Origin of the sequence: [Actinomadura] parvosata subsp. kistnae (assembly GCF_900323885.1) — a bacterium.
GTDB classification, from domain to species: domain Bacteria; phylum Actinomycetota; class Actinomycetes; order Streptosporangiales; family Streptosporangiaceae; genus Nonomuraea; species Nonomuraea composti.
Genome location: NZ_OOHJ01000005.1, coordinates 233,791 through 258,205 on the forward strand (window position 1 = coordinate 233,791; position 24,415 = coordinate 258,205).

Below are 24,415 nucleotides of genomic sequence, written 5' to 3' on the forward strand. Positions count from 1 at the left end.
AGCGCCGGACGGGGGCCCGGTCCCGTCCGGCGATCCGTGCGTGGGGTCAGTTTCTCCGCAGCGTCGCGGACCTCCAGTGGCCGGGGTCGCGCGGGTCCTCCGAACGCACCGTCAGCGTGTTGCCGTCCGCGCCGAGCGTGAACGTGGCCGCGCCCCACTCGAAGTCGCAGTTCTCGCCGTTCGTGCCGTAGATCCAGCGGATCTCACCCTGGTACGTGGGCGCCTGCCCGGACAGGTGCACCTCCGGGCCGCCCGACGGATACGTGCACCCGCTGTTGGGCTCCACCCAGTCGGGCCCGTGGCGGGTGCCTTCGTAGGAGCCGCCGCCGACGTCCCGGAAGTCCAGGTATCCGCCCCAACGTCCGGACAGGTCGGGAGGGGGCTTCGGGGTGACGGTCAGCTCCTTGTACGCGGAGCGGTCCGCGGCCCGGCCCGTCACGGTCAGGCGGTACTGGGCCGGGTTCGCGGGGGCGTCGCCACGCAGCGTCACCCGGCCGCTCCCGTCGGCGGTGGCCGTGGCGACGGTGGCGTCCCCGACCGTGAGCCGCACGCTCTCGCCCGCGTCGAACCCCTCCGCGACCACCTCGATCGCGGCCTCTGCCTGCACCGACGACGGCGCCCGGACGAACGTGACGTGCGGCGCGGGCCGCTCCCTGACGGTGAGCGCGGCGTCGGCCCGCCGGTCGGCGCTCGCTCCCTGGGCCGTGATCGTGTACTGGCCGGCCGCGATGCCGGCGGGGACGGCGTCGGGCAGCACCGCGACGCCCTGGCCGTCGGCGGTCCGGACGCCGAGCTCACCGCCGCTTCCTCGCCCTGCCCAGGAGAACGTGATGCGCTCGCCGGCCTCGAAGCCCGTGGCGCGGGCACCCGTCGAGCCGCCGGTCTCGATCTCGGTGTCCGTGAGAGCCAGCCGAGGGGTGCCGGGACGCGGCGTGACCGGGTCGCGGCCCCGCCCCTGGTTCTGGTCCTGGTTCCGGCCCTGGTCACGCGCCGTGTCCCGCCCCGGGTCCTGCACGGGGTTCCGCCCCGGGTCCTGTACGGGGTTCCATCCGGGGTTCTGGGCAGGGTTCTGGACGGGAGGCTGGCCCGTGTCGGGCCGGAGGGCGCCGACCGGCGGGCGCGTGGTGGAAGAAAGCTGCGGACCGGCCGCCGCCGGAGTGACGACCACCGTCGACGGGTCGGCGGCGGAGCTGGGGGAGGCGAGGCGGACGCCGATGACGGCCGCCGCCGTCACCGCCACGGTGGTGGCGACCGCGACCGCCACCGTCGGCCCGCTGAAGAGGGAGCCGAAGACGGACCCGCCCTTGCCCAGGAGGGTGACCGCCCCTGCGGCGCCGGCCCCGCCGCCGCCCAGCCCCAGGAGCAGCCCGAGGGCGCGCTTGCGGGCCTTCTCCTCGCTCTCGAAGTACGCCGCGTCGTCGTCCGCGCCGGCGTTCGATGCCGCGGTCAGGCCGAGGGCGAGGACCTGGCCCCAGGCGCCCCACCGCAGGGAACGGCCGAGCAGCGGCGCCGCCGCCCTGGCCAGCGCCCGCGCGGGATCGTACGCCTCCTCGCTCACCGCCGCCCGCAGCACGGCGACGACGACGGCGGCCCCGGCGGTGACGTCGGCGCGGGGAGCGGTCCGGAGCCAGGCGCCGAGTCGGGTGGCGTACCCGGCCGCCTCGTGCCTGCCGCGCGGGACCGGCGTGCCGCCCGCCAGGACGTGACCGGGGCCGGCGCGCTCGGCCAGGCGCAGCCGCCGCAGCTCGACGAGCGCGGACTCGGCCTCGCCTGGGGAGGGTAGGCCGGCCAGCGCGGCGAGCGCCGGCGCGGGGACCGGCACGCCCGGCAACGCGGCCAGCGCGCGGGCGGCCGCGGACCTGTCGCCGTCCAGGGACGCGACCAGAGCACGGGCTGCGGTGTCGGGATCGGCCGCCACCGCCCGCACGCCGGACGTGCGCATCAGGACGGCGGCCTGGAGCAGCGTCCTCGGGTGTCCGTTCGCGGCCCGGCACAGCTCCCGGATGGCGGCACGCTCCTCCTCGCTCAAGACATCGATCGGGCCCGGCCCCACCTCGGAGGCGCCGGTCCCGCCCGGATGCGTCTCGGGCATGAGCAGGGCGTCGGCCAGGTCCGAAGCAGCCTCGGCGGTGCCGGCCCGATCTGGGGCCGCTTGGGGCGTGGGCATGGTGCCGGCTCGGCCGAGATCGGTCCCGGGTGTGGGCATGGTGCCGGCTCTGCCGAGATCGGTTTCGGACGTGGGCATGGTGCCGGGCCGGCGCGGATCCGCGTCGGTCGTGGCCAAGGTGCCGGCCCGGTCCGGGGTTGCCTCGGCGATGGTGAGGGCGATGGCGTCGGGTTCCGCGAGGCCGGCGAGGGGGAGGACGTGGCCCTCCGCGCCCAGGAGCCGCCGCGTCGAGGAGAGGAGCAGGGTGGCGCCTGGGGTGGCGTCGAGGAGGTGTTCCAGGGACTCGGCCGAGCCCTCGTAGCCGTCGATCACCACGAGCGCCCGTACCTTGCCCATGAGCGTGCGCAGCCGCTTGGGCGGCGGCAGGTAGCCGGGGCTGTCGTAGCAGGCCTCGAACAGCTCCTGGACGATGTCCTCGGTCTCCATCCTGGCGCCCGACAGGTACACGACGTCCTCGCCGGCGTCGAGGGCGTCGAGGGCGATGCGGGTCAGGACGGCCGATTTGCCGATGCCGGGCGGGCCGTAGACCAGCACGGGGGCGCCGCGTTCGGCGAGCCAGCCGCGGATGCGGGCCAGCTCGTGGTCGCGGCCGATCAGGGTGCCGGTGCTCTCCGGCAGCCAGCGCGGGTCGGGATGCTCGCGCTTGCGCACCGGGACGGGGCCGCCCTCGCGTTCGGTGACGATCGTACGCTGCTCGGTGTATTGGAAAATGTTGTGGTCACCGATGAGCACGGCCCCGTTATTGTCGCCACCGATGCTCATCCGGACGTCGTCCGGCACTTTTCCCTCCCCTTCGGTCGTCCTTTTCCCGGCGGACGGGCGGTCCGGCGGCGTCATCGCGGCTCCGGCCGGTGAATGCGGGCGGTGTTGCGGTCGCCGATGATGAGGTTGCCGTTGTTGTGCCCGCCGACGTGTACGTGCGCCGTTCCTCCGGTGCGGGAGCGGAGCTCGCGGAGCAGGGCCGTGAGCTCGCCGGCGCATTCCGGGTGTCTTGTCAGCAGGTCGGCGATGCGTCCCTGCCAGTGGCCCGCCGTGACGGATGGAGAGAGCTCGTTGCCGCGCAGTGCCTGGCCGGAACGTTCCAGCTCGGCCTCCTCCGCCGGCACCCGCGCCGGGTCGCCGCCGCTCAGGACTCGGGCGATCCTGGCCCGCGCGCTCGTCCAGCCGTCCGAGACCATCGCCTGGACGAGGGCCTCGGCCGCCGCCCCGGCCAGGGTCAGCACCTCGACGTCCATCGCCACCCCCTTTCTCTGTGCTATTTCAAGCGGCATTCAACCGCTTTTATGGACATTTCCGGAAAAGTGAAGCAAGTCCCCTTCTGTCGGCGCCCCTATTCGCCGGCAGAAGCCCCCGTCCCCTCCCTTCATGCTGAAATTGAACAACGCATCCGCCCTTCCGAGAGGCTGCGGCGAATTACCCGTACAACTCCGTACAGGGCCCCTAGCATGGGAGACGGCGTTGCCCCCGAAGAGGACCTCAGGAGACGCTCGTGCAGCAGCAGGTCCCCGGCGATCCCCCCGCCCCCGCGCACATCACCACCCGCGAGGAGTTCGCCGCCGCGCTCAGCCGCCTGCGTGAGGACGCCGGCATCTCCGTACGCGCCCTCGCCGCGGCCGTCGGCGGGCAGAGCGGCACCATCGGCGACTGGCTGGCCGGCCGCGGCCTGCCCGCCACCTCCTCCCGGGACCTGCTGGTCAAGGTCCTGCGCGCCTGCCGGGTCACGGATGACGCCGCCCTGGAGCAGTGGCTGGCCGCCTGGTCCCGGGTACGCCGCCAGCCCGGCCCCCGCCCCGCCGGGCCCGAGCCGTACCGGGGGCTGAACGACTTCGGGCCCGAGCACTCCGACTGGTTCTTCGGACGCGAGACGGTCACCGCGCGCGTGATCGCCGAGCTGACCCGCTCACCCGCGCCCGGCCGGCCCCTGATCCTGGTCGGCGCATCGGGGTCGGGCAAGTCCTCGCTGCTGCGGGCCGGCGTGGCGGCCCGGCTCGCCGGCGCGGGCCGCCACGTCGAGACGTTCACGCCCGGAGCCCGCCCGCTCGACGCACTGAACGCGCACACCCCCGCACCCGGCCCCGGCCCGGTCGTACTGATCGTCGACCAGTTCGAGGAGGTCTTCACTCTGTGCGAGGACGCGGCGGAGCGGCGCGCGTTCATCGACGCCGTGTGCGCGGCCGCCGCGGCTGGCCCCGTGGTGCTGGGCCTGCGGGCCGACTTCTACGCCCACGCCATGCGTCACCCGGCGCTGCTCGCGGCGCTGCAGGACGGGCAGATCACCATCGGCCCCATGAACGAGCGCGAGTTACGCGACGCCATCGAGAAGCCGGCGCTCAAGGCCGGCGTCGAACTGGAGAAGGGCCTGGTCGCGCTGGTGCTCCGCGAGGTCGCACCGCCCGGCGGCGGCCTGGGCGAGCCCGCGGTGCCTGGTAGCGGTCCGCGTGAGGCCGCGGTGCCCGGCGGCGGTCCGCGCGAGGTGGCGGTGCCGGGCGGTGGCGCCGGCCGGGCCCGCGAGGCGCACGAGGCCGGCGCGCTGCCCCTGGTGTCGCATGCCCTGTGGGCCACCTGGCGCAAGAGCCAGGGGCGCAAGCTGAGCATCGCCGCCTACCAGGAGGCCGGTGGCATCGAGGGGGCCGTGGCGGAGACCGCCGACCAGGTGTACGAGTCGCTGACCGGGCCGCAACGGGTGCTGGCGCGGCGGCTGTTCCTCACGCTGGCCCACATCGCGCCCGACACCGCCATCACCCGCCGCCGGCTTCCGCTGCCCGACCTGCTGGCGGAGCTGCTGCCGGCCCCGGGCGACGGGACGCAGGCCGCCGAGATCGAGGACGTGCTCGACCGGTTCGTCGCCGAACGCCTGATCACGGCCGACGCCGACAGCGTGCGGATCAGCCACGAGGCGTTGCTGTCGGCCTGGCCCGAGCTGCGATCCTGGCTGGAGGAGGAGCGGGCCGGGTCGGCCGTCGGCCGCGACCTCGCCGCCGCCGCGGCCACCTGGGACAAGGCCCACCGCGCCCCCGACTTCCTGTACCAGGGAACCCGCCTGGCCGTCGCCCGCGCCTGGGCCGAACGAGCCGGCGGTCACACGATGCCTGGTCACACGATGCCTTGTCATGCGGCGGATGCTCACACCGCGCCCGCCGACACGGTGACCGCTCACACTGCGCCTGCCCACGCCGTGCCCGGCCGGCTGACGCGGGAGTTCCTGGCCGCCTCCCTGGGCCGGGAGGAGGCCGAGGCGGAGGCGGAGCGGCGGGGGACCCGGCGGCTGCGGCTGCTGGCCGCCGGTCTGGCGGTGCTGCTGGTGTTCACCGGCGCGGCCGTCGTGGTCGCGGTGCGCCAGCAACAACTGGCCAACCAGCAACGCGACATGGCCCTGTCGGGCAAGGTGGCGGGGGACGCGGTCGCGTTGCGGGCGGGCGATCCGGCGCTGGCCGCGCAGCTCGCCCTCGCCGCCCACCGCGTCACGCCGACCCCCGAGTCGCGGGGCGCCCTGCTCAGCGCGCTCGGCAACCCGTACGCCACGGTGATCGGCGCGCACACCGACGCGGTCTACGCGGCCGAGTTCAGCCCCGACGGGCGGCGGCTGGCGAGCGTGAGCCTGGACGGGACGTTGCGCACGTGGGACGTCACCGACCGGCTCCGCCCCAAGGCGCTGGCCACGGTGACCGGCGACCCGGCCGGTATCGCGGCGGCGGCGTTCAGCCCCGACGGGCGTACCCTCGTGACCGGCGGCAACGACAACACCGCGCGGCTGTGGGACGTGACCGCCCCCGGCGGCCCCGCACCGCTCGCGACCCTGACCGGCCACACGTTGGGCATCATCGGCGTGGCCTTCGCCCCCGGCGGCCGGACGGTGGCGACCGTGAGCTACGACCGCACGGCCCGCCTGTGGGACGTCGCGGACCCGCGCCGCCCCGCCCTGCTGGCCACGCTGGACGCCGGCCCAGCGCCCCTGTCGGCGGTGGCCTTCGCCCCCGACGGCCGCACCATGGTCGTCACCGCCTCCACGACCAAGGTGTCCGTGTGGGACGTCGCCGACCCGCGGCACCCTGCCCGCCTGCCCTGCCTGACCGGCCACACCGGCGCCGTGCTGGCCGCCGCGATCAGCCGCGACGGCCGGCTGCTGGCGACGGGCGCGTTCGACAACACCGTGCGCCTGTGGGACTTCAGCGACCCCCGGCACGTCCGCCACCTCGCCACGCTGGCCGGGCACGGAGGCGGCGTCGTCGCGATCGCGTTCGCCCCCGACGGGCGCACGCTGGCCACCGGCGCCTACGATCGCACCGTCCGGCTGTGGGACGTCTCCGACCCGCAGGACGCGGACGACCGCAACCCGGCCGTCCTGACGGGGCATTCCGGCACCGTCTACACGGTCGCCTTCCACCCCGACGGCGCGTCCCTGGTCACCGGCGGCGGCGACGACACCGTCCGGGTGTGGGACCTGCGCCGGCCGATCCTGTACGGCCAGAACGGCGGCGTCGCGGCGCTCGCCTACCGCCCCGACGGCCGCGTCCTGGCCACCGGCAGCTACCAGAGGACCAGGCTGTGGGAGGTGTCCGGCCTGGGACGCGCCCGCCCGCTCGCCGTCCTGACCGATCAGCCGAACGGCGTGGACGCCCTCGCCTTCTCCCGGGACGGGCGGCTCATGGCGACCGGCAGCCTCGACTTCACCGTGGCCCTGTGGGACGTGCGCGATCCCGTCCGGCCCCGGCTGCTGAAACGGTGGGACGCCGGGACGGGGAACGTGTTCGCGCTGGCGTTCGCCCCCGACGGGCGCACCCTCGCGGTCGCGGGCGAGAAGTTCGACGTCGGGCTGTGGGACCTCGCCGACCCGGCCCGCCCCCGCCTGCTCGCCCGCGCGCCCGGGCACCGCGACGCCGTCGCCGCGCTGGCGTTCGCCCCGCGCGGCCAGGTGCTCGCCTCGGCCGCCGGCGACCGCACGGTGCGCCTGTGGGACGTGGCCGACCCGGCGCGCCCGCGCCCGCTGGCCGCCGTGCGGGCGCACGACAAGAAGGTGCTGGCGCTGGCGTTCCGCGACGACGGGCGGGTCCTGGCCACCGGCGGCGCCGACCGCACCGCCCGGCTGTGGCAGGTGGACGACCCGTCCCGCCCCGTGCTGCGGGCGACGCTCGGCGCGCACACCGACAGCGTGACCGGGGTCGCCTTCCAGCCCGGCGGGCGGGTGCTGGCGACCGGCAGCGACGACGGCACGACGGGGCTGTGGGACGTGCGCGACCCCGCCCGGCCGCTCGCCACGGCCACGCTCACCGGCCACGCGGGCACGGTGCACGCGGTGGCCTTCGCCCCCGGCGGGACGGTCCTGGCCACGGGCGGCGAGGACTCGACGGTCCGCCTGTGGGGCACCGACCCCGGCCGGGCCGCCCACGACGTCTGCGCGCTGGTGTTCCCCCCGATCACGCGGGCGGAGTGGCGTCGCTACCTGCCGGGCCCGGAGTTCCGGCCGCCCTGCTAGGCACGGGGACGGGCGCGGCGGGCCGGCCGGGGGTGCGGCGGATGAGGTATTCGGCGACCGCCAGGGCGGACGCGCCGAGCAGCACCTCGCCGACCGTCGAGACCAGGCGGCTGGCCAGGGCCACCACCGCGGCGGCCGGAGCGGGCAGCACCAGGGTCAGCGCGGCCGTGAGCACCGCCTCGCGCACGCCGATCCCGTCCGGGATGAACACGGCCGCGATGCCGAGCGAGGTGGCCAGCGTGAACGCGCCGACGCACACCATGAGCGAGCGGGACGGCGACGCGCTCATCGCGACGGCCAGCGGCCACACGTGCAGCCCCGTGACCGTCCAGGACAGGCTCTGCCAGACGATCGCCAGCCGCACGCCGCGCACGGACGCGGCCTTGGCCGCCGCCGGGCGGCGCAGCAACCGCAGCAGCAGCGCGGCGCCCCGGTTGACGAGCTGCGGCCGCACCAGGACGACCGCGATCAGCACGGCGGCGCCGGCCAGCCACGCCGCCTGCGCCCCCAGCAGTTGCACGCCCGCGAGCAGCCCGACCGTGAACCCGCTCAGCAGCACGAGGCTCATGACGAGCGCGGCCGTGGTCATCAGGCGGCCGAACGTGATGCCGTTGGAGGTGGCGACCTTGGCGGTGGCGAGCATGCCGGGCACCCGTCCCGGCAGGTACTTGGACAGGAAGCCGATGAAGAAGACGCGCACCACGCGCGGCTCGCCGACCGGCGGGCCGAGCTCCAGCAGGACGACCCGCCAGGCGAGGAACCCGAGCGACAGCCCCGCCACGCTGGCCAGCAGCGAGCAGCCGAGCAGGAGGCTCATCTCCCCGGCGGCCCGCCGGGTGAACAGGACGCCGACCACGCTCCAGTCCAGCCGCGACAGGCTCCACCCGATAGCCGCGACGACGGCGACGGTGAACACGGCCGCCACCGCCCGCCAGAACCCGCGCGGCAGGTGCGGAAGCCGGACGGGGCTCACTCGCGGGCCCCCGCCGACGGCAGCGGGGCCGGGCCGCCGGTGACCGGCTCGCCCTGCCGCCGCCCCAGCTCGTACGCCACCCGCAGCACCCCCACGCACGCCCCGAGGAAGAAGGCCGCGTGGAAGCAGAGCTGCATCCAGGCCACCCACACCGCGAACCGGGCACCCCGGTGGCGGCGGGCGAAGCCGAGGAACACCCGGTTGCGGTACAGGAACACGGCCAGGGTCGCCGCCGGCACGGCCAGCAGCCAGGGGCTGAGCAGCGCGAGCGGCAGGGACAGGAACGTGGCGGCGGCCGAGGCGGAGGAGAGCCGGGGGCCCCTGCGACGTTTGGGGCGGCCGGTGCCGATCATGTCGAGCTGGAAGCCGGCCCGGCCGGAGCCGCGCAGCCGCCGCGCCCGCACCATGATCACCGGCAGGGTCGTGGACCGGACGAACCGCTCCGCCAGGCACCCCCAGAACCGGTCCTCGTCGTCGGCCCTGGTGACCACGGAGGGGGCGACGACCCGCCGGTAGCGGGCCGGGACGCGGGTGCCGAACTCGAAGTCCTCGCCGTCGCGCAGCCGCTCGTCGAGCCCGCCCGCCTCCTCGAACACGTGCCGGGGGATGAGCGTGCAGGACAGGAACGTCGCGGTGGTCCGGCCGCGCTCGTAGTGCTCGCACAGTACCCGGTAGCGCTCGACGGGGCCGTCGTCGTACAGCGGCTCGGCGGCGTAGATGCCCTGCACCAGCCCGCAGCCGGGCGTCTCCCGGTACGCCTTGACCGCGTTGCGGATCGCGTCGGGCTCCAGGGCGGTGTCGGAGTCGACGAAGAACAGCAGCGGCGCCGAGCTGCGCGCCACCCCGAGGTTGCGCGCCCCGGCCGGCCCCTGGTTGCGGGGCGACTCGACGATCGTGCACGGGAAGCGCCGGGCGATCTCCAGCGAGCCGTCGGTGCTGACGTCGTCGACGACGACGACCTCGGCCGGCCGGTACGTCTGCGCGTACACCGACTCCAGGCAGGCCCGCAGGGTCTTGCGCTTGTTGTAGTTCGGCACGATGACCGCGACGTCATCACGCCAGGCCACCTCGTCGGGCATGTCGGTTCCTTTCATGGGCGGGGCACCGACACGACCATGCGCTGGGCCCGGTGGTCGGACATCCCTCTCGCGCCGGGCAGGTCGTAGCGGTGCACGGTCACGTCGGGGCTGGTGTAGAGCCAGTCGATCCGCCACAGCTCGGCGGTCCCGGCCAGGTACGTCCCCGGGAGGAGGGACGGGAGCGCGGGCGTGCGGTCGACGAGCCGCTCGGGGAGCAGGCGGCGGATGCCCATGGCGGGGGAGGTGTTCAGGTCGCCGGCGAGCAGGACCGGGTGGGGGTTGGCGGCGACGTCCGCGCCGATGGCCCGGTAGCTGGCCTCCCGCCGCAGGGTCTTGGCGGCGGCGACGTCGCGCGTCCCGGCGTCGTACAGCCGCCATTCGAGCGGGGGCTGGGCGATCTGGGGGTTGTAGAAGGAGACGGTGGTGCCGTTGACGTCGATGTCGGTGCGCAGCGTCTCGACGGTGTAGCCCTCGGGCCAGCCGCGCAGCGCCCCGGGGGTCTCCCGCTGGTCGGGCGGCAGCCACGGGCGCAGGTCGAGGCCGCGGTGCGCGACGATGGGGAAGCGGGAGAGCGTGATCTGCTCGCCGGACACGGCGACGTGGTAGCCGGGCAGCTCGCGGCGCAGCTCGGCGAGCTTGTCGATGCGCACGGCGAGGTCGGCGGTCCAGCGCCCGCCGCGGTCGGCGGCCCGGTAGAGGTACTCGGTCAGCAGGTAGACGTCGGCGTGCAGGTCGCGCAGGTACGCGTAGAAGCCGGGGCCCTGGTCCTGGTCCCAGAACTGGGTGTTCCAGGCGGCCACGGTGATGGCGTCCCGGCCGGCGGGCGGGGCTCGTACCAGAGGGTGGCGTAGTTGACGCCGCTGCGGCCGGCGCCCAGCAGCGCGGTGAGCACCAGCAGCGGGATGATCCGCCACCGGACGGGCCGGGCCAGCGGCGCCACGACCAGCAGCAGCGCGGGGACGAGCAGGAACAGCGGCGGCGGGATCAGCTCGATCGGCGCCCACAGCGAGGTGCGCCCGCTGGCCAGCAGGTGGCAGAGCACGAACAGCAGCCACGCCACCGACGCCGTCACCACCAGCTTCGTGCCCAGGCACCAGCGCCGCCGGGGGCGGACGAGGCGCCTGAGCCGCCCGAGACGTTCGGTCGGTGCGGGGCCGGGCCGCTGCTCGATCACTACGTCCCCGTCGCTCATCAACACCGTCCTCGGGAGGTGGGCCGGCGTCGACCATATGCGGGCGTCCTTGTCGCATCCTTGTCAGCGCCGCCACGCGCGACAAGAACGGGACAAGCCCCCGCACCTACCGTGAACCGGACATGAGGTCCGGCACGGCCAATGGAGCGACACATCATGACTCGGGAGCATCCGCTCGTCTCCGTCATCATCCCCAGCTACAACCGGTCCGAGGTGTTACGGCTCTGCCTGGACGCGGTGGCGGCGCAAACGTACCCGCACATCGAGGTCATCGTCGTGGACGACTGCGGCACCGAGGACGCCGCGCACGTCGCCGCCTCCCGGGGCGCCACGGTGATCCGCACCCGGGTCAACGGCGGCCCCACCCCCGCCCGCAACCTCGGCGCCGAGCACGCCACCGGCGAGATCCTGTTCTTCCTCGACGCCGACATCGCCCTCGACCCGGACGCCGTGGAGAACGCGGTGCGCATCCTGCGGGCCGACCCCCGCCTCGGCGCGCTGGGCGGCATCCTGCGGCCCGAGTCGCTGCTCACCCAGAGCCGGGCCGCGCAGTACCGCGCCCTGCAGATGCACCGCTGGTGGATGCCCGCCCACCGGCCGACGCTGGAGCTGCACGCGTCGGTGCTGGCGGTCCCCGCGAAGGTGTTCGCCGAGGTCGGCCCGTTCGACCCGCGGCTGCGCGAGACCGTCTCCTCCGACTACCGCGTGCGCGTGACCCGCTCGTACACGGTGAAGCTGAGCGACGCCGTGCGCGGGCGCAAGGACCACGACGCGACCGTGCCGACGATCCTGCGCAAGGTGTTCCGCCGCGCCCGCCTCAGCGCGCTCGACTGGCGCGAGGGGGAGACGCCGGGCGACTCCGTGCCGCGCGCGGTCGGCGGCGTCCTGCTGCTCGCCGCCGTCCCGGCGCTCGCCCTGCCCAAGGTGGCCGGCCGGGCCGGCGCGCTCGTCCCGCCCGCGCTGGTCGCCGCCGCCGTCGCCCTGGACGCCGGCACCCACCGCTTCGCCTACGCCCAGCGCGGCGCCGCGTTCGGCCTGTACTTCTCCGGCGTGCACCTCGCCGTCACCTTCACCGGCGCGCTCGGCGGGGCGGTGGGCGTCGCGCAGCGGTTCGCGCTCGCCCGCCTGGACCGGCTGGCCCGGCTCGCGGCCCAGGAGTGACGGCCATGCAGATCATCGCCACCGGCTTCGGCCGCACGGGGACGCTCTCGCTCAAGACCGCGCTGGAACGGCTCGGCCTCGGCCCCTGCCACCACATGGTGGACGTCTTCGCCCACCCCCGGCAGATCAGGCCGTGGCTGGCCGCCGCGACGTCCCGCCAGGTGAACTGGGACCGGCTGCTCGTCGGCTACGAGTCGTGCGTGGACGGCCCCACCTCCGCCTACTGGCAGGAGCTGGCCGCGTACTACCCGAAGGCCAAGGTCATCCTCACCACGCGCGACCCGGACCGCTGGGTGGCCAGCATGCAGCGCACGCTGTTCGCGCAGCGGCGGCGCATCGAGTCGCTGCCGGGCCGGGCCGCCGTCCTGCTCTCGACGCTGCTCGGCACCGACCTGGCCGCGTTCGTCCGGATGGTGGACACGACCCTGGACGCGCGCACGTTCGCCACGGCGGCCGACCGGGAGCCGGAGCGGGCCGTGCGGCTGTTCCATGAGCACGCGGCCCGGGTGATCGACGCCATCCCGGCCGAGCGGCTGCTCGTCTTCGACGCCGCCGACGGGTGGGGGCCGCTGTGCGAGTTCCTGGAGGTCCCCGTCCCGGACGAGCCCTACCCGCGGGTCAACAACTCCTCGGACTTCACCAGGAGCGGCCTCGGCCGGCCCCTGCCGCTGCTCCTGCGCCGGACCCGACGGGAGAGACACCGATGAATCCGCTCGTCTCGGTCATCGTGCCGAACTACAACTACGCCCGCACCCTCGGCCTGTGCCTGGAGGCGCTGGAGCGGCAGACGTACCGCGACATCGAGGTGATCGTGGTCGACGACCGCAGCACCGACGACTCGGTGGAGATCGCGCGCCGGCACGGGGCGCGCGTCGTGGTCACCGACACCAACATCGGCGCGCCCGCCGCCCGCAACGTCGGCGTCGAGCACGCCCGCGGCGAGGTGCTGTTCTTCCTCGACTCGGACCTGGCGCTGGCCGACGACGTGGTCGAGCACGCCGTGCGCCTGCTCACCGCCGACCCCGGGCTCGGCGTCGTGTGCGGCACCTACGACCCGGAGCCGCTGATCCCCGACAGCCGCGTGGAGCGCTACCGCAGCCTCCAGCTGCACTACTGGATCTCCGGCGACGAGGGCGACATCACCACGATCTACTCCGCGCTGTTCGCCATGCGGGCCGACGTCTTCCGCGAGATCGGCCCGCTCAACCCGGCGCTGCGCCACAGCGAGAACGCCGAGTACGGCCACCGCGTCACCACCAGGGGCTACCGGATCGTGCTGGACAACCGCATCAGGGGCCGGCACGACCACGACGACCGGCTCAAGGTGGTGCTGTCGAAGTTCTTCCACCGCGCCCGCCTGCACATCCCGCTGTACCTGCGCCGCCCCGACTTCAACGGCGGTCCGGCCAACAGCAGCCGCGGCTGGGGCTCGCTCGCCGCCCTGTTCGCGGTGCTCGCCACGCCGCTGCCGGCGCTGCTCGGCCCGGCCTGGGCGGTCGTGCCGCTCGCGCTGCTGGCCGCCTCCATCGCGTCCGACCTCGGCATGTACCGGTTCGTGCGCCGGTACGCGGGCCTGCGCTTCACCCTCTACTTCACCGCCGTGCACTTCCTGGTGAACGTCACCGTCGCGGTCGCGGTGTTCGCCGGCGCCGCCCAGTGCCTGGTCTCCAGCCGGTTCCGCCGCACGTACGACCTGCCGGTGGAGGTGTGAGCCGTGAGCGCCCTCGTGTCCGTGATCGTGCCCAACTACAACTACGCCGCCTCGCTGGAGCTGTGCCTGCGCGCCCTGCTCGCGCAGACGTACCGGCCGATCGAGGTGATCGTCGTGGACGACGGCAGCACCGACGACTCCGCCGAGGTCGCGCGGCGGCTCGGCGTGCGGGTGATCCGCACCGAGCACAACCAGGGCACGGCCGCCGCGCGGAACCTGGGTGCCGCGCACGCGCGCGGTGAGATCCTTATGTTCGTGGACTCCGACGTGGCCGCCTACCCCGACGCCGTCGAGGTGTCGGTGGGCCTGCTCGCCGCCGACCCGAAGCTCGGTGTGGTCTCCAGCATCCACGACCCCGAGCCGCTGATCCGCGACAGCCTCGTCGAGGAGTACCGGGCGCTGCAGTACCACTACTGGACGGTCAGCTCCGAGGGGCCCGTCTCGTTCCTGTTCTCGGCGCTGATGGCGATGCCGCGCCGCGTGTTCGACGAGATCGGGCCGTTCAACCCGCGCCTGCGCGAGACCGAGGAGGTCGACTACGGCCACCGCCTCACCCAGCGCTACGAGATGCTGCTCACCACCGCCGTGCGCTCCCGGCACGACCACGACGACCGGCTGGTCAAGCTGCTGCGCAAGCTCTACCGGCGGGGCCGCGCCCGGGTGCCGCTGTACGCCCGCCGGCGGCGCTTCGCCCGCGGCTTCGAGACCTCCAGCCGGGCCGGCGGCAGCCTCGCCGCGCTGGCCGCGCTCGCCCTGTCGCCCCTGGTGATCCCGCTCGGCCCGGCCGCGGCGGCGCTGCCGGCCCTCGCGCTGGCCGCGTCACTGCTGGCCGACCTCGGCATGTACCGCTTCGTGCTGCGCCGGCGCGGCCCGCTGTTCCTGCTCTACTTCGGCGCCGTGCACTTCCTGGTGAACGTGACCATCGCGGCGGGCGTGGCGGCCGGGGTGGCGCGGTGGCTGTGCTCGGCGCGGTTCCGGCGGCTCTACGATCGCGATGTGACGATGGAGGTCTCCGGGCAGGCGGCCACGTGACGGCATACCTGCGGGCGATCCTGGGCCCGGATCCCCGCACGGCCGGCGCCCCTGCCGCGCGGGCCCGCCGGCGCAGGATCCCGCTGGTGCTGTGCGCGGCGCTCGCCTGGCTGGCGTTCGTGGTGCTGCAGCGCGTCCTGTCCGGCCGGGCCTGGTGGTGGCAGCTTCCCGAGCTGGTGCCGCCGCTGGCGTTCGCGGCCGTGCCCGTGGTGCTGCTCGCCGCCGTCCTGGTGGCGCGGCGGGCACGCCGGGCGGCCGCCGTGGCCGCGCTGGCGTCCCTGGCGCTGGGCGGCGGCCTGAGCGGGATCAACCTCGCCGCGCTGTGGCACCGCCCCGCTCCCGCGCCGGCCGGCGCGATCAAGGTGTTCTCGTGGAACACCTGGTACTGGGACCAGCCGGCGGGCCGGGCGATGCCGCCGCCCACCGGCACGCCGCCGCCCGACCTGGCCGCCTTCTACCGCCACCTGCGCGCCCAGGACGCCGACGTGCTGCTGTTGCAGGAGTACGTCTACTTCGGCCCCGACTCCCGGCCCATCCGCGTCAACGACCTCGACCGGCTGCGGCAGGAGTTCCCCGGCTACCATCTCGCCGTCGCGAGCGAGATGGTGACGCTGTCGCGCTTCCCCATCGTCCTCCAGCGCGGCATCGAGGGGGCTCCGGCGCCCGCCGGGTCCTCCTGGCCGGAGTTCCACCGGGTCAAGACGCTGCGCACCGACGTGCGAGCCGGAGACCGCGTCGTCTCCTTCTACAACGCCCACATCGACTCGCCGGTCGCCTCCGGCTCGCTCAGCCGCGCCCAGCACGAGGCCCGCGCGGCCAACCTGCGCGCGCTCGCGGCCGACATCCGCGCGAACCCACAGCCCGCCCTGCTGGCGGGCGACTTCAACACCTCGCCCGCGATGGGCCTGCTGCGGCTGGTGCCGGAGCGGATGGCCGACGCCACCCCCGCCCTGGGGTCGCTCTACCCGGCCACGTGGGACGAGCGGCTGCCGCTGTGGCGGATCGACTGGGCGTACACGTCGCCCGAGCTCGCCGTCCACGAGTACCGGCTGGTCCGCTCGGGCGGGCTGTCCGACCACAGCGGGCAGCGGCTCGTCGTCTCGCTCGGCCGCTGACCCGGCGTCTACACCAGGACGGGCGGGCGCGGGCCGGTCCGCAGGATGCTGAGGTGCAGGGCGCGCAGCTCCGGCCCCGGCTCGATGCCCAGGTGGTCGGCGAGGTAGCCGCGCAGGCGGGCGTACAGCGCCACCGCCTCCGCGCCGCGGCCCAGCGCGCACAGGCCGCGCATCAGCATGCTCGCCAGCGGCTCCGCGAGCGGGTGCCGCGGCACCAGCGGGGTCAGCTCGGTCACCACCACGTCCGGCCGGCCCAGCCGCAGGTGCGTCTCCGCCCACGTGACGACGGCGCCGACGAACTGCTGCTCGATGCCGTACCGCATGCGGGCCGCCCACTCGCCCGGAATGCCGGTCAGCGGGGCGCCGCGCCACAGCTCCATCGCCTCGGCCAGCAGCCGGGCCCGGCCGAAGTCGTCGCAGGCCGGCAGCTGCGCCTGCTTGGCCAGCCGCCGGAACCGGTAGGCGTCCACCCGGTCGGGCTCCACCTCCAGCGCGTAGCCGCCGTCGCGGCGCTCGATGCGGGCCCCGGTCGCGGCCAGCGCCTGACGCAGGCGGGCGATGTGGGCGTACAGCGAGTCGGTCGCCCGCTCCGGCGGATCGTCCCACACCCGCTCGATCAGCGTGCCCAGCGACACGGGCCGGTCGGCGTCGACCGCCAGGGCGGCCAGCACCGCGCGTCGCTGCGGCGGCCCCAGCGGGACGCGGCGGCCACCGGCGCTCACCTCGACCGGTCCCAGTATGCGGACGTCCATCGCCTTCCTTTCCATCGGCCTTTCCATCGGGTTCACAGGTGGACGAGCACGAGCGTCACGCCCAGGGCGGCGGCCCACACCATCGAGTTCGCGACCATGACGCGGTCGCGCAGCAGCACGCGCACCGGATCGCCGCCCTCCTTCTCCACGAGCTGGAGCTGCAGGTACCGGAACAGGGCGAAGAGCGCGAACGGGGTGGACAGCATCATGGCCGTCTGCCCGTGCTGCGGGCCGAACGGCCCCTCGTCCCGCAGGTACATCAGGCCCGAGACGAGGGCGAGCACGGAGGCGATCTGCAGCAGCCAGTTCGTCAGCTCCATCGAGTAGCCGCGCAGCGCGGGCCGGTGAACGGCCCCCGCCTCCAGCAGCTCCTGGCGGCGCTTGCCGATGAGCAGCAGCAACGACATCGAGAACACCGTGATCAGCAGCCACGCCGGAGCCCGGTCGCCGGTCATCTCGTAGCCCTGCAGCACGCGCAGCACGAACCCGGCCGCGACCGTGCCCACGTCGATCAGCGGGACGTGCTTGAGCGCGCGGGTGTAGGCGACGTTCAGCGCCAAATACACCAGCACCGGCCAGAACGACAGCGGCGACCGGGCGACGACCGCGCCCAGCAGGACCACCAGGACGGCGCAGCAGACCGCCGCGGCCGGCACCCCCACCCGGCCGGCCGCGATGGGCCGCTCGCGCTTGACGGGGTGGAGGCGGTCGCGGTGCCGGTCGGCGATGTCGTTGCCGATGTAGACGGCGGCGGAGGCGAGCACGAACGCCACCACCGCCCAGCCGACCCCGGCCAGCTCCGCCAGGGTGGGGGAGGAGGCGCCGATCAGCGCCACGGGCACCAGGAGGATCGCCTTGACCGCGTGGGACGGGCGGATCAGGGCGGCCAGCTCCGCGACCGGCCGCCGCCCGCGGGCCCGCGCGTCCCCGTCCTGCGCGGTGTCCTGACGCCGCGGGCTCTCTGACACGTCCGCGTCCTGAGTGGCGTCCTGACGCTGCGGGAGGTCTGGAACGTCTGCCGATTCGACCAGGCGCATGCTTTACCCCGATAGCTCAGAAGAAGATCTTCGCCAGCGACAGCGCGCCCTGCCGCCACGCGTCGCGGCTGGTGGAGCCCGCCCGTGTGCCGGTCGCGGTGCCGGTCGTGGCACCGGTCGTGGCGCCGGCCCGGCGCTGCTCCCGCCACCACGCGTACGTGCGCAGGATCGCGTCCCTGTTGGACAGCCGCGGACGGAAGCCGAGCCGGTCACGGGCCTTGTCGATGCTGACGTAGGAGTCGGCGAGCAGCTTGAGCGCCAGCCGCCCGTACACCGGCGACAGCCGGGTGCGCTCCAGCAGCCGCAGCCCCGCCACGGCCGGCCCGGCGGGCAGCGAGACGACCCGCTTGCCGTGGCCGGCCGCGTCGAGCACCGCCTGGAAGTCCTCGCGCAGCGTGCCGAACTCGGCGGCGGCCAGGTTGTAGGTGTCGCCGGCGACCTCGGCTGGCGCGTCGAGCACGAGCGCCACCGCGTCCACGAGGTCCTCGATCGCGAACATCTGGATGCGCTTGTCGCCGCGGCCGAGCACCGGGAAGTTGCGGCCCTCCTCGGCCCACTCGAACAACATCGCGAACAGGCCCATCCGGCCGGGCCCGAGGAAGGTCTTGGGGCGCAGCACGGGCACGCACATGCCGCCGGCCCGGTACCGCTCCGCCAGCTCCTCCGCCGCCGCCTTCGCCCGGGTGTACGGGTCGACCGGGGCGCGCGGATGCTCCTCCGGGGTCGGCACGAGCTTCGGCAGCCCGTACACGGCGGTGGAGGAGATGTGCACCAGCCGCTCCAGGCCCGCGCGGCGCCCGGCCTCCAGGACGGTGCCGGTGCCGCCGACGATCAGGTCGTGGATCTGGTCGGCCGGGTAGCTCGGCAGCGCGCCGGCGCAGTGCACGGCCGCGTCCGCGCCCGCCATGACCTCGCTCATCAGCGGCAGGTCGCGCACGTCGGCGACCCGGTGCCGGGCCGCGAGCAGCGGGTCGTCCTGGGGGCGCAGGTCCACGCCGACCACGTCGTGGCCGTCGAGGACGAGCCTGCGGGCCAGGGCGCCGCCGAGCATCCCGGCGCTGCCGGTGACTACGACCCGCCGGGCCATCGCGACCCCACCTTCTCCCGTACGAACCGGGCGAGCAGCCGCGGCAGGCCCTTGGACAGGGTCCGGTCGAGGCTGTCCAGGAAGTACTCGACGTCCTCCTGCTCGATGGCCAGGGTGGGGGCGACGACGAGCGGGTTGTCGGCGTTCGGGCTGTAGTAGGAGACGATGCCGTGCTCGCGGTAGAGGTCGGCGATGACCGACAGCGTGATCAGCTTCGTACGGAACTGCGGGTCGCCGGAGAAGCCGGGCGCGAGCCGGGCGGCCAGATCGAGCACCTTGGGCCCGCCCGTGAGGAAGACGCCCCACAGCGCGCCCACCCCGCTCACCCGCCCGATCACGTCGGGGTGGCGCTTGTGCAGGGCCTCCAGGCCGGGGCCGAGAACGCCCTCGATCCGCCGCGCCCTGGCCGGGTAGTCGTCCTCGACGACGATGTTGACGGCCTCGATGGCCGTGGCGGTCTCCTCGCCGAACCCGTAGTAGGTGGTGCTGTGCAGGATGACGTCGGAAAGCCGGTCGTAGGCCTTGCGGAAGACGCGCTCGCGGGCGGTGTACCCGGCGATCGACGCCTTGCCGCCGCCGAGCGACTTGGAGTAGACGAGGATGTCCGGCAGCAGGCCGGGGTGGCGCATGAAGTAGAAGAGGCTGCCCGTCTTGCCCCAGCCGGTGTAGACCTCGTCGAAGATCAGCATGATGTCGTCGTCGTCGCAGAGGCGGCGCAGCTCGTACAGGTCGCTCTCCGACCAGCAGCGCATGCTCGACGCGCTGAACGGCTCCACCATGATCGCGTAGACGTCGCACCCGCCGTCGGGAGTGCGGGCCGCTGCCACGGCCGCGCGCACGGCGGCGACGTCCCCGTACGGGTGGACGACGATGCCGGGCAGGCCGGGGAAGCGGAAGGAGTTCTCCGACGACCCGGTCAGGCTGCCGGCGCCGAGTGTCTTGCCGTGGAAGCTGATGTCGGAGCGCAGGATCGTGTTGCGGCGCCCCTCGTGGTACTTGTACGCCATCTTGACGGCGCCCTCGTTGGCCTCGGCGCCGGAGTTCGGGAAGTAGGAGATGTTCAGGTCGCCCGGCAGCAGCTCGGCGATGTTGTGGCTGAGCGCGGCCACGTACGGGGAGAAGAACGCCTTGTGCACCTCCATGCGCCGGCGCTCGGCGAAGCGGCGCCGCGCGGCGAGGATGCGGGGATGGTTGTGGCCGTGGTTGAGCACGCCGACGCCGCCGGTGACGTCAAGGACCTCCCGGCCGTCGCGGGTGCGGATGCGGGCACCCTCGGCGCTCTCGGCCAGCTCCCGGCCGAAGCCGAAGGAGGTCATGAGGTTGACCTGGCTGCGGCTGACGTACCTTCGGTACAGATCCTGGACCTGTTTCACGGTGAAACTTTCACACTCGTCCACGCCGATCAGCTCTGACACGTTCGCCCTTCCCCGCTCGGGCGCATTTTGAAAAGGTGCGACATGGCGTCAACAATGTCGAATCCGGCTATGCCTCGGGCCATACAAAGGTGTGTAGGTCAAGGGCCGCACGGCGGCACGGCAGGGGGAAGAAAGAACGGCCGCCGGCGGATCACGAGCGTATTTATCGGCCGGCGGGCGCGCCAAATGCGGATGATTTCCCGGGCGGCGGGCCGCGCTCGGCTCAGCCTATCGCGATCGTGCGGGCGGGCGGTGTCCGCAGGCCGTTCAGCCTATCGCGGTGGTGCAGGCGGGCGGGGTGCGCAGGCCGTGCCGGCCCGCCAGGCCGCCTGCGCCCGCTCCTCCTCGCTGTCCTCCTCCCCGGCCCGCTCGCGGGCGAACAGGCGGAGCAGGTCGTGCACGCGGTACCGGTCGTGGCCGCAGGTCTCCAGGAGCTGGGCGTCGGTGAGGCGGTCGAGCAGGTCGGCGGCGTGCGGCTCGGAGCGGTCGGCCAGGTCGGCGGCGGCCCCGACACTCACCGTGGTGCCGCCGAGGGCGCCGTCGAGCAGGCCCAGCAGCCGGAACATGCGGCGGGACTCGGGGTCGAGGCCGCGGTAGCTGAGCATGAAGGACGCCCGCACGGCCTGGTCGTCGGTCTGCAGCTCCGGCAGGCGGCGCTCCTCGGCCGCCAGCCGGGCGGCCAGCGCGCCCAGCGACAGCCCCGGCCGGGCGATCAGCCGGGCGGCGGCGATCCTGACCGCCAGCGGCAGCCCGGCGCACAGCCGCGCGATCGTGCGCGCCGGCCGCGGCTCGGCCGCCGCGCGCTCCTCCCCGATCAGGCGGGTGAGCAGCGCGAACGTCTCCTCCTCGGCCATGAAGCCGAGCCGGAAGTGCGAGGCGGCCTCCAGCGAGGTGAGCGTCCGGCGGGCGGTGACCAGCACGCGGCAGGTGGGGCTGGCCGGCAGCAGCGGGCGCACCTGCGCGGCGTCGCGGGCGTTGTCGAGCAGGAGCAGCAGGCGCCTGCCGTCGGTCAGCGAGCGGAAGCGGGCCGCCGCCTCGTCGAGGTCGGGCCGGCGCCCTGGCCCGGCGGACCGCAAGGCCGTGTCGTCGCCGAGCGAGCGTAACAGGCGGGCCAGGACGTCGGCCGGGTGCAGCGGGGCGCCGCCGGGCGTGGAGCCGTGCAGGTCCACGTACAGCCGCCCGTCGGGGAAGCGGCCCGCGACCTGGTGCGCGACGTGCACGGCCAGCGCCGACTTGCCGGCCCCCGCGGTGCCCGTGATCGCCGAGACGGGGCTCGCGCCGGAGAGCGACGTCAGCATCGTGCGCAGCCGGGCCACCTCGGTGGCCCGGCCGGTGAAGGCGGCCGGGGCCATGGGCAGCTCCGCCGGAGCCCGGCGCGCGGCGAGCGCCGCCGGCGGCGTCAGCCGGGGGTCGTCGGCCAGGATGCGCTCGTGCATGCGCGCCAGGTCGGGCCCGGGGTCGAGGCCGACCTCGGCGGCCAGCGTGCTGCGCGCCCGGTGGAAGACCGCCAGCGCGTCGGCCCGGCGGCCGCACCGGTAGAGCGCCAGCATGTGCTGGGCCCGCAGCCGCTCGTTCAGCGGATCCCTGCGGGTGAGGGTCTCCAGGTCGGCGAGCATCTCGCCGTGCCGGCCCAGCGCCAGCCTGGCCTCCAGGGACGCGTCCACGACGGTCGCCCGCAGCCGCTCCAGCCGCGCCGCCTCGCAGCGCAGCGGCGCGGGCAGCGGCAGGTCCTCCAGCACGGACTCGCCGCGCCACAGGCCGAGGGCCCGCGACAGCCGTTCGAGCGCGACGTCGTGCCGCCCCGCCGACAGCGCCTGCTGCCCCTGCGCGGCCAGCTCCTCGAACAACGTGACATCGACCTCGCCCGGCGTCACGCGCAGCACGTAGCCGTGGGAGCCCGCCTCGATGCGGGAGGGGGAGCCGAGGACCTTGCGCAGGGCGGAGATGTAGGTGTAGAGGTTCGACTCCGCGGTGGCGGGGGCGCGCTCGCCCCACAGCCAGTCGAGCATGCGCCTGCTGGGGATCGCCTTGCCCGTGTTGAGCAGCAGGGCGGCCAGGAGCACGCGCTGTTTTCGGCGGCCCAGGGCGATCGGCATTCCATGAGAGGTACGAACCTCGATCGGACCGAGGATCTTGAAATCCATAGGACCACCCTGCGGCGCGCGGCTTTCACGACGGGAACCGTACGATTGCACACGGATCTTGATTTGCCGCGACCAATGATCGAGGTTGATGACCTTGGACCGGTACTTCCCGGAAAGGGATAAGAGGATTACGCGACCCGATTAGCCGGGGCGGTGCGGCGATGGCCGTTGAAAGTTATTGCCGCATCGATATGCGGGGTGCGAGAAATTCGCCTTGACCGGTGTCAGGGCTCCTTACCGGATTCTCTGACATTTCCGTAAAGCCCTTCTCGACACCGGCCGGCGCACCCGGTCATCGACGTTCCGGGGGCCGCTCGCCCATCAGCCGCCGCAGGCGTGGTGGCGGCGGCTCGGACAGGTTGGCGATCGCCGCCTCGGCGCTGGGATGGATGCTGAGCGCGTCCCACACCTCGGTGATCTGCAGCAGCCGGGCCGGCAGGTCCTGCACGGCGGCCAGGTGCAGGCGGCCGCCCTGCCTGCGCACCTCGCCGTGCACGCGCAGCAGGACGTGCAGGCCCGTGCTGTCCATGAAGGTGAGCCCGCCCAGGTCGAGGATCAGCGGCCGGCCCGGCTGCCACACCCGGCCGACGTAGGTCTCCAGGTCGTCGGCGCTGCTCGCGTCGAGCTCCCCGGCCACGCCGATCACCACCCCGTCGGCGAGCCGGCGGCAGTCGAGCCTCAAGGACGTCATGCCGGCCTCGCCGGGGTGCGGGCCGGCGGAATCCGAACAATGGCGATCATGCCCGTCCCGGAAGGTTTGTCCTGGTGGTACGGCGGCGTCCGTGCCGCCATCGCCGAGCCTATGGGGGAAAGCCGGTGCGGGAAGGCGGTTCGTCACACGGTCTTGTGATGAAGTAGGAGAATGACCGGTCCGGAGGAGAGTGCGATCGGCCCACTCGGAGGCGACGGTTTCGCCGTCTCCTTCCCTGTGGTGGCGTTGATAGCGTCGGCCGGCGGGGTCGACGCGCTGTCGCGGGTGCTCGCCTCGCTGCCCGCCGGCCTGGCCGCGGCCGTGCTGATCGCCCTGCACCAGGATCCGGCCAATCCCACGGGGCGGCTGACGGCGATCCTGGCCCGCCGTTCCGTGCTGCCCGTCCGCAGGGCCGCCGACGGCGACCTGCTGCGGCCCGGGCAGGTCCTCGTCATCCCGCCGGGACAGCACCTGCTGGTCACCTCCCAGTCCAGGATCGGGCTGATCGAGGCCGGCGCCCTGCCGCCGTCGCGGCCGTCGGCCGATCTGCTGCTGGCCAGCCTGGCGGTCACCTGCGGGCCACGCGCGCTGGCCGTCGTCCTGACCGGCATGGGGCACGACGGCCAGGCCGGCGTGCGCGCCGTCGCCCACTGCGGCGGCACCGTCATCGCCCAGGACCAGGCCACCTCGAAGTTCTTCTCGATGCCGTCGGCCGCCATCGACACCCACCAGGTCGACCAGATCCTCGCCCTCGACGAGATCGCCGGCGCGATCGTCGCCCATGCCGGCACGGCGACCTGAGCAGGCCCGCCACCTCCGAGCCCCCTGCACGGCGGCAGATGGCCGGCTCGCTCACCGGCCGCGTCCCTGCGGCGACATACGGTTCCGTCCGTTATGGTGTTTGGTGCTCTGTCGCGAGGTCAGCGGGGAAAGGTCCGCACAGACCTCACCCCAACCTCCTGCGATGGGCCGCCGATGACAATGGAGCGAGTGCTGCACTCTCCGATCAGCGCCGATCTCGCACGCCTGCGCGACCTGGTCAGCGCGCACGCCGTCGACGGCGGCCTGCGCGGCGAGCGGCTGATGGACCTGGTGCTCGCGGTCAACGAGGCGATCACCAACGTGCTCGACCACGGCGGCGCCGCCGGCACGCTCACCGTCCGCACCCGGCCCGGCGCCGTCGTCGTGGAGATCGAGGACGTCGCCGGCCACCTGACCCGCGACCACCTGGTGGAAGCCAAGATCGAGCCGGGCGCGTCGCACGGCTACGGCCTGTGGATCATCCAGCGGCTGTGCGACCAGGTCCGTCTCGACCAGACCGGCCAGGGCTCGCGGCTCACCCTGACCATGCACGTCCCCTTCACGGAGACCGGACGCTGACCGGCG

The 24,415-nt window shown here is 74.3% G+C and carries 20 protein-coding genes; 8 read left to right on the forward strand and 12 right to left on the reverse strand.

Annotated elements, in window-relative coordinates:
* Positions 1 to 46 precede the first annotated feature (46 nt).
* Entirely contained in the window at positions 47 to 2,947 is a 2,901-nt protein-coding gene (locus KIS93_RS02435) for an ATP-binding protein (protein ID WP_080037863.1), read from the reverse strand.
* Between the two features lie 53 nt (positions 2,948 to 3,000).
* Positions 3,001 to 3,402, reverse strand: coding sequence for a hypothetical protein (locus KIS93_RS02440; RefSeq protein ID WP_080037864.1), 402 nt, complete (start codon positions 3,400 to 3,402; stop codon positions 3,001 to 3,003).
* Positions 3,403 to 3,656: 254 nt separating this feature from the next.
* Here KIS93_RS02440 and KIS93_RS02445 point away from each other — a divergent pair, with 254 nt between their 5' ends.
* Positions 3,657 to 7,640 carry an nSTAND1 domain-containing NTPase gene (locus tag KIS93_RS02445; RefSeq protein WP_080037865.1) on the forward strand — a complete coding sequence of 1,328 codons (3,984 nt, stop codon included), beginning with the start codon at positions 3,657 to 3,659 and terminating at the stop codon, positions 7,638 to 7,640.
* On the opposite strand, the gene KIS93_RS02450 is transcribed toward KIS93_RS02445, so the two are convergent.
* From KIS93_RS02450 to KIS93_RS02465, 4 genes are read right to left on the reverse strand one after another with little or no spacing between them, the layout of a single operon-like run.
* A complete protein-coding gene (locus KIS93_RS02450) occupies positions 7,582 to 8,613 on the reverse strand; it encodes a lysylphosphatidylglycerol synthase domain-containing protein (protein WP_186403539.1) in 1,032 nt (343 codons plus the stop codon). The two genes, KIS93_RS02445 and KIS93_RS02450, sit on opposite strands and share 59 nt — an antisense overlap.
* Positions 8,610 to 9,692, reverse strand: a complete 1,083-nt coding sequence (locus tag KIS93_RS02455) for a glycosyltransferase (protein ID WP_186403540.1) — start codon at positions 9,690 to 9,692, stop codon at positions 8,610 to 8,612. Before KIS93_RS02455 ends, KIS93_RS02450 begins: the two co-directional genes overlap by 4 nt.
* Positions 9,693 to 9,703: 11 nt before the next feature.
* Positions 9,704 to 10,492: an endonuclease/exonuclease/phosphatase family protein gene (locus KIS93_RS02460; protein WP_186403541.1), complete on the reverse strand. Its 789-nt coding sequence runs from the start codon at positions 10,490 to 10,492 to the stop codon at positions 9,704 to 9,706.
* Positions 10,399 to 10,884 (reverse strand): hypothetical protein, encoded by a 486-nt coding sequence (locus tag KIS93_RS02465; protein ID WP_186403542.1) that lies wholly within the window; start codon positions 10,882 to 10,884, stop codon positions 10,399 to 10,401. The genes KIS93_RS02460 and KIS93_RS02465 overlap by 94 nt, the downstream gene beginning before the upstream one ends.
* Before the next feature lie 156 nt (positions 10,885 to 11,040).
* Between KIS93_RS02465 and KIS93_RS02470 the strand changes: the two genes are divergently transcribed.
* Genes KIS93_RS02470 through KIS93_RS02490 form a run of 5 tightly spaced genes read left to right on the forward strand, consistent with a single transcriptional unit; the run spans position 11,041 to position 15,903 of the window.
* Positions 11,041 to 12,045 (forward strand): glycosyltransferase family 2 protein, encoded by a 1,005-nt coding sequence (locus tag KIS93_RS02470; protein ID WP_168007256.1) that lies wholly within the window; start codon positions 11,041 to 11,043, stop codon positions 12,043 to 12,045.
* Positions 12,046 to 12,050: 5 nt separating this feature from the next.
* Positions 12,051 to 12,752, forward strand: coding sequence for a sulfotransferase family protein (locus KIS93_RS02475; protein WP_080037868.1), 702 nt, complete (start codon positions 12,051 to 12,053; stop codon positions 12,750 to 12,752).
* Positions 12,749 to 13,756, forward strand: coding sequence for a glycosyltransferase family 2 protein (locus KIS93_RS02480; RefSeq protein ID WP_080037869.1), 1,008 nt, complete (start codon positions 12,749 to 12,751; stop codon positions 13,754 to 13,756). Before KIS93_RS02475 ends, KIS93_RS02480 begins: the two co-directional genes overlap by 4 nt.
* Before the next feature lie 3 nt (positions 13,757 to 13,759).
* Positions 13,760 to 14,788 (forward strand): glycosyltransferase family 2 protein, encoded by a 1,029-nt coding sequence (locus KIS93_RS02485; protein ID WP_080037870.1) that lies wholly within the window; start codon positions 13,760 to 13,762, stop codon positions 14,786 to 14,788.
* A complete protein-coding gene (locus tag KIS93_RS02490) occupies positions 14,785 to 15,903 on the forward strand; it encodes an endonuclease/exonuclease/phosphatase family protein (protein WP_080037871.1) in 1,119 nt (372 codons plus the stop codon). Before KIS93_RS02485 ends, KIS93_RS02490 begins: the two co-directional genes overlap by 4 nt.
* A gap of 8 nt (positions 15,904 to 15,911) precedes the next feature.
* Here the strand turns inward: KIS93_RS02490 and KIS93_RS02495 are convergent, their stop codons facing one another.
* The 6 genes from KIS93_RS02495 to KIS93_RS02520 form a co-directional block, all read right to left on the reverse strand.
* Positions 15,912 to 16,655 (reverse strand): AfsR/SARP family transcriptional regulator, encoded by a 744-nt coding sequence (locus KIS93_RS02495; protein WP_186403543.1) that lies wholly within the window; start codon positions 16,653 to 16,655, stop codon positions 15,912 to 15,914.
* A 32-nt stretch (positions 16,656 to 16,687) separates the two neighbouring features.
* Positions 16,688 to 17,623, reverse strand: a complete 936-nt coding sequence (locus tag KIS93_RS02500; RefSeq protein ID WP_186403544.1) for a UbiA prenyltransferase family protein — start codon at positions 17,621 to 17,623, stop codon at positions 16,688 to 16,690.
* An 85-nt stretch (positions 17,624 to 17,708) separates the two neighbouring features.
* On the reverse strand, positions 17,709 to 18,779 hold the full coding sequence (locus KIS93_RS02505) for an NAD-dependent epimerase/dehydratase family protein (RefSeq protein WP_080037874.1): 1,071 nt from the start codon (positions 18,777 to 18,779) through the stop codon (positions 17,709 to 17,711).
* The gene (locus KIS93_RS02510; RefSeq protein ID WP_230466081.1) at positions 18,761 to 20,152 is read right to left on the reverse strand and encodes an aspartate aminotransferase family protein; all 1,392 of its coding nucleotides are present in this window, start codon (positions 20,150 to 20,152) and stop codon (positions 18,761 to 18,763) included. The genes KIS93_RS02505 and KIS93_RS02510 overlap by 19 nt, the downstream gene beginning before the upstream one ends.
* Positions 20,153 to 20,466: 314 nt before the next feature.
* Complete coding sequence (locus KIS93_RS02515; RefSeq protein WP_186403545.1) at positions 20,467 to 22,338, reverse strand: AfsR/SARP family transcriptional regulator; 1,872 nt, start codon at positions 22,336 to 22,338, stop codon at positions 20,467 to 20,469.
* Between the two features lie 292 nt (positions 22,339 to 22,630).
* Complete coding sequence (locus KIS93_RS02520) at positions 22,631 to 23,029, reverse strand: STAS domain-containing protein (RefSeq protein WP_080037877.1); 399 nt, start codon at positions 23,027 to 23,029, stop codon at positions 22,631 to 22,633.
* Positions 23,030 to 23,200: 171 nt separating this feature from the next.
* On the opposite strand from KIS93_RS02520, the gene KIS93_RS02525 reads away from it, so the two are divergent.
* Both KIS93_RS02525 and KIS93_RS02530 read left to right on the forward strand, forming a co-directional pair.
* Positions 23,201 to 23,830, forward strand: a complete 630-nt coding sequence (locus KIS93_RS02525; protein WP_080037878.1) for a chemotaxis protein CheB — start codon at positions 23,201 to 23,203, stop codon at positions 23,828 to 23,830.
* Positions 23,831 to 24,019: 189 nt separating this feature from the next.
* On the forward strand, positions 24,020 to 24,409 hold the full coding sequence (locus tag KIS93_RS02530) for an ATP-binding protein (RefSeq protein ID WP_186403546.1): 390 nt from the start codon (positions 24,020 to 24,022) through the stop codon (positions 24,407 to 24,409).
* Positions 24,410 to 24,415: the final 6 nt, after the last annotated feature.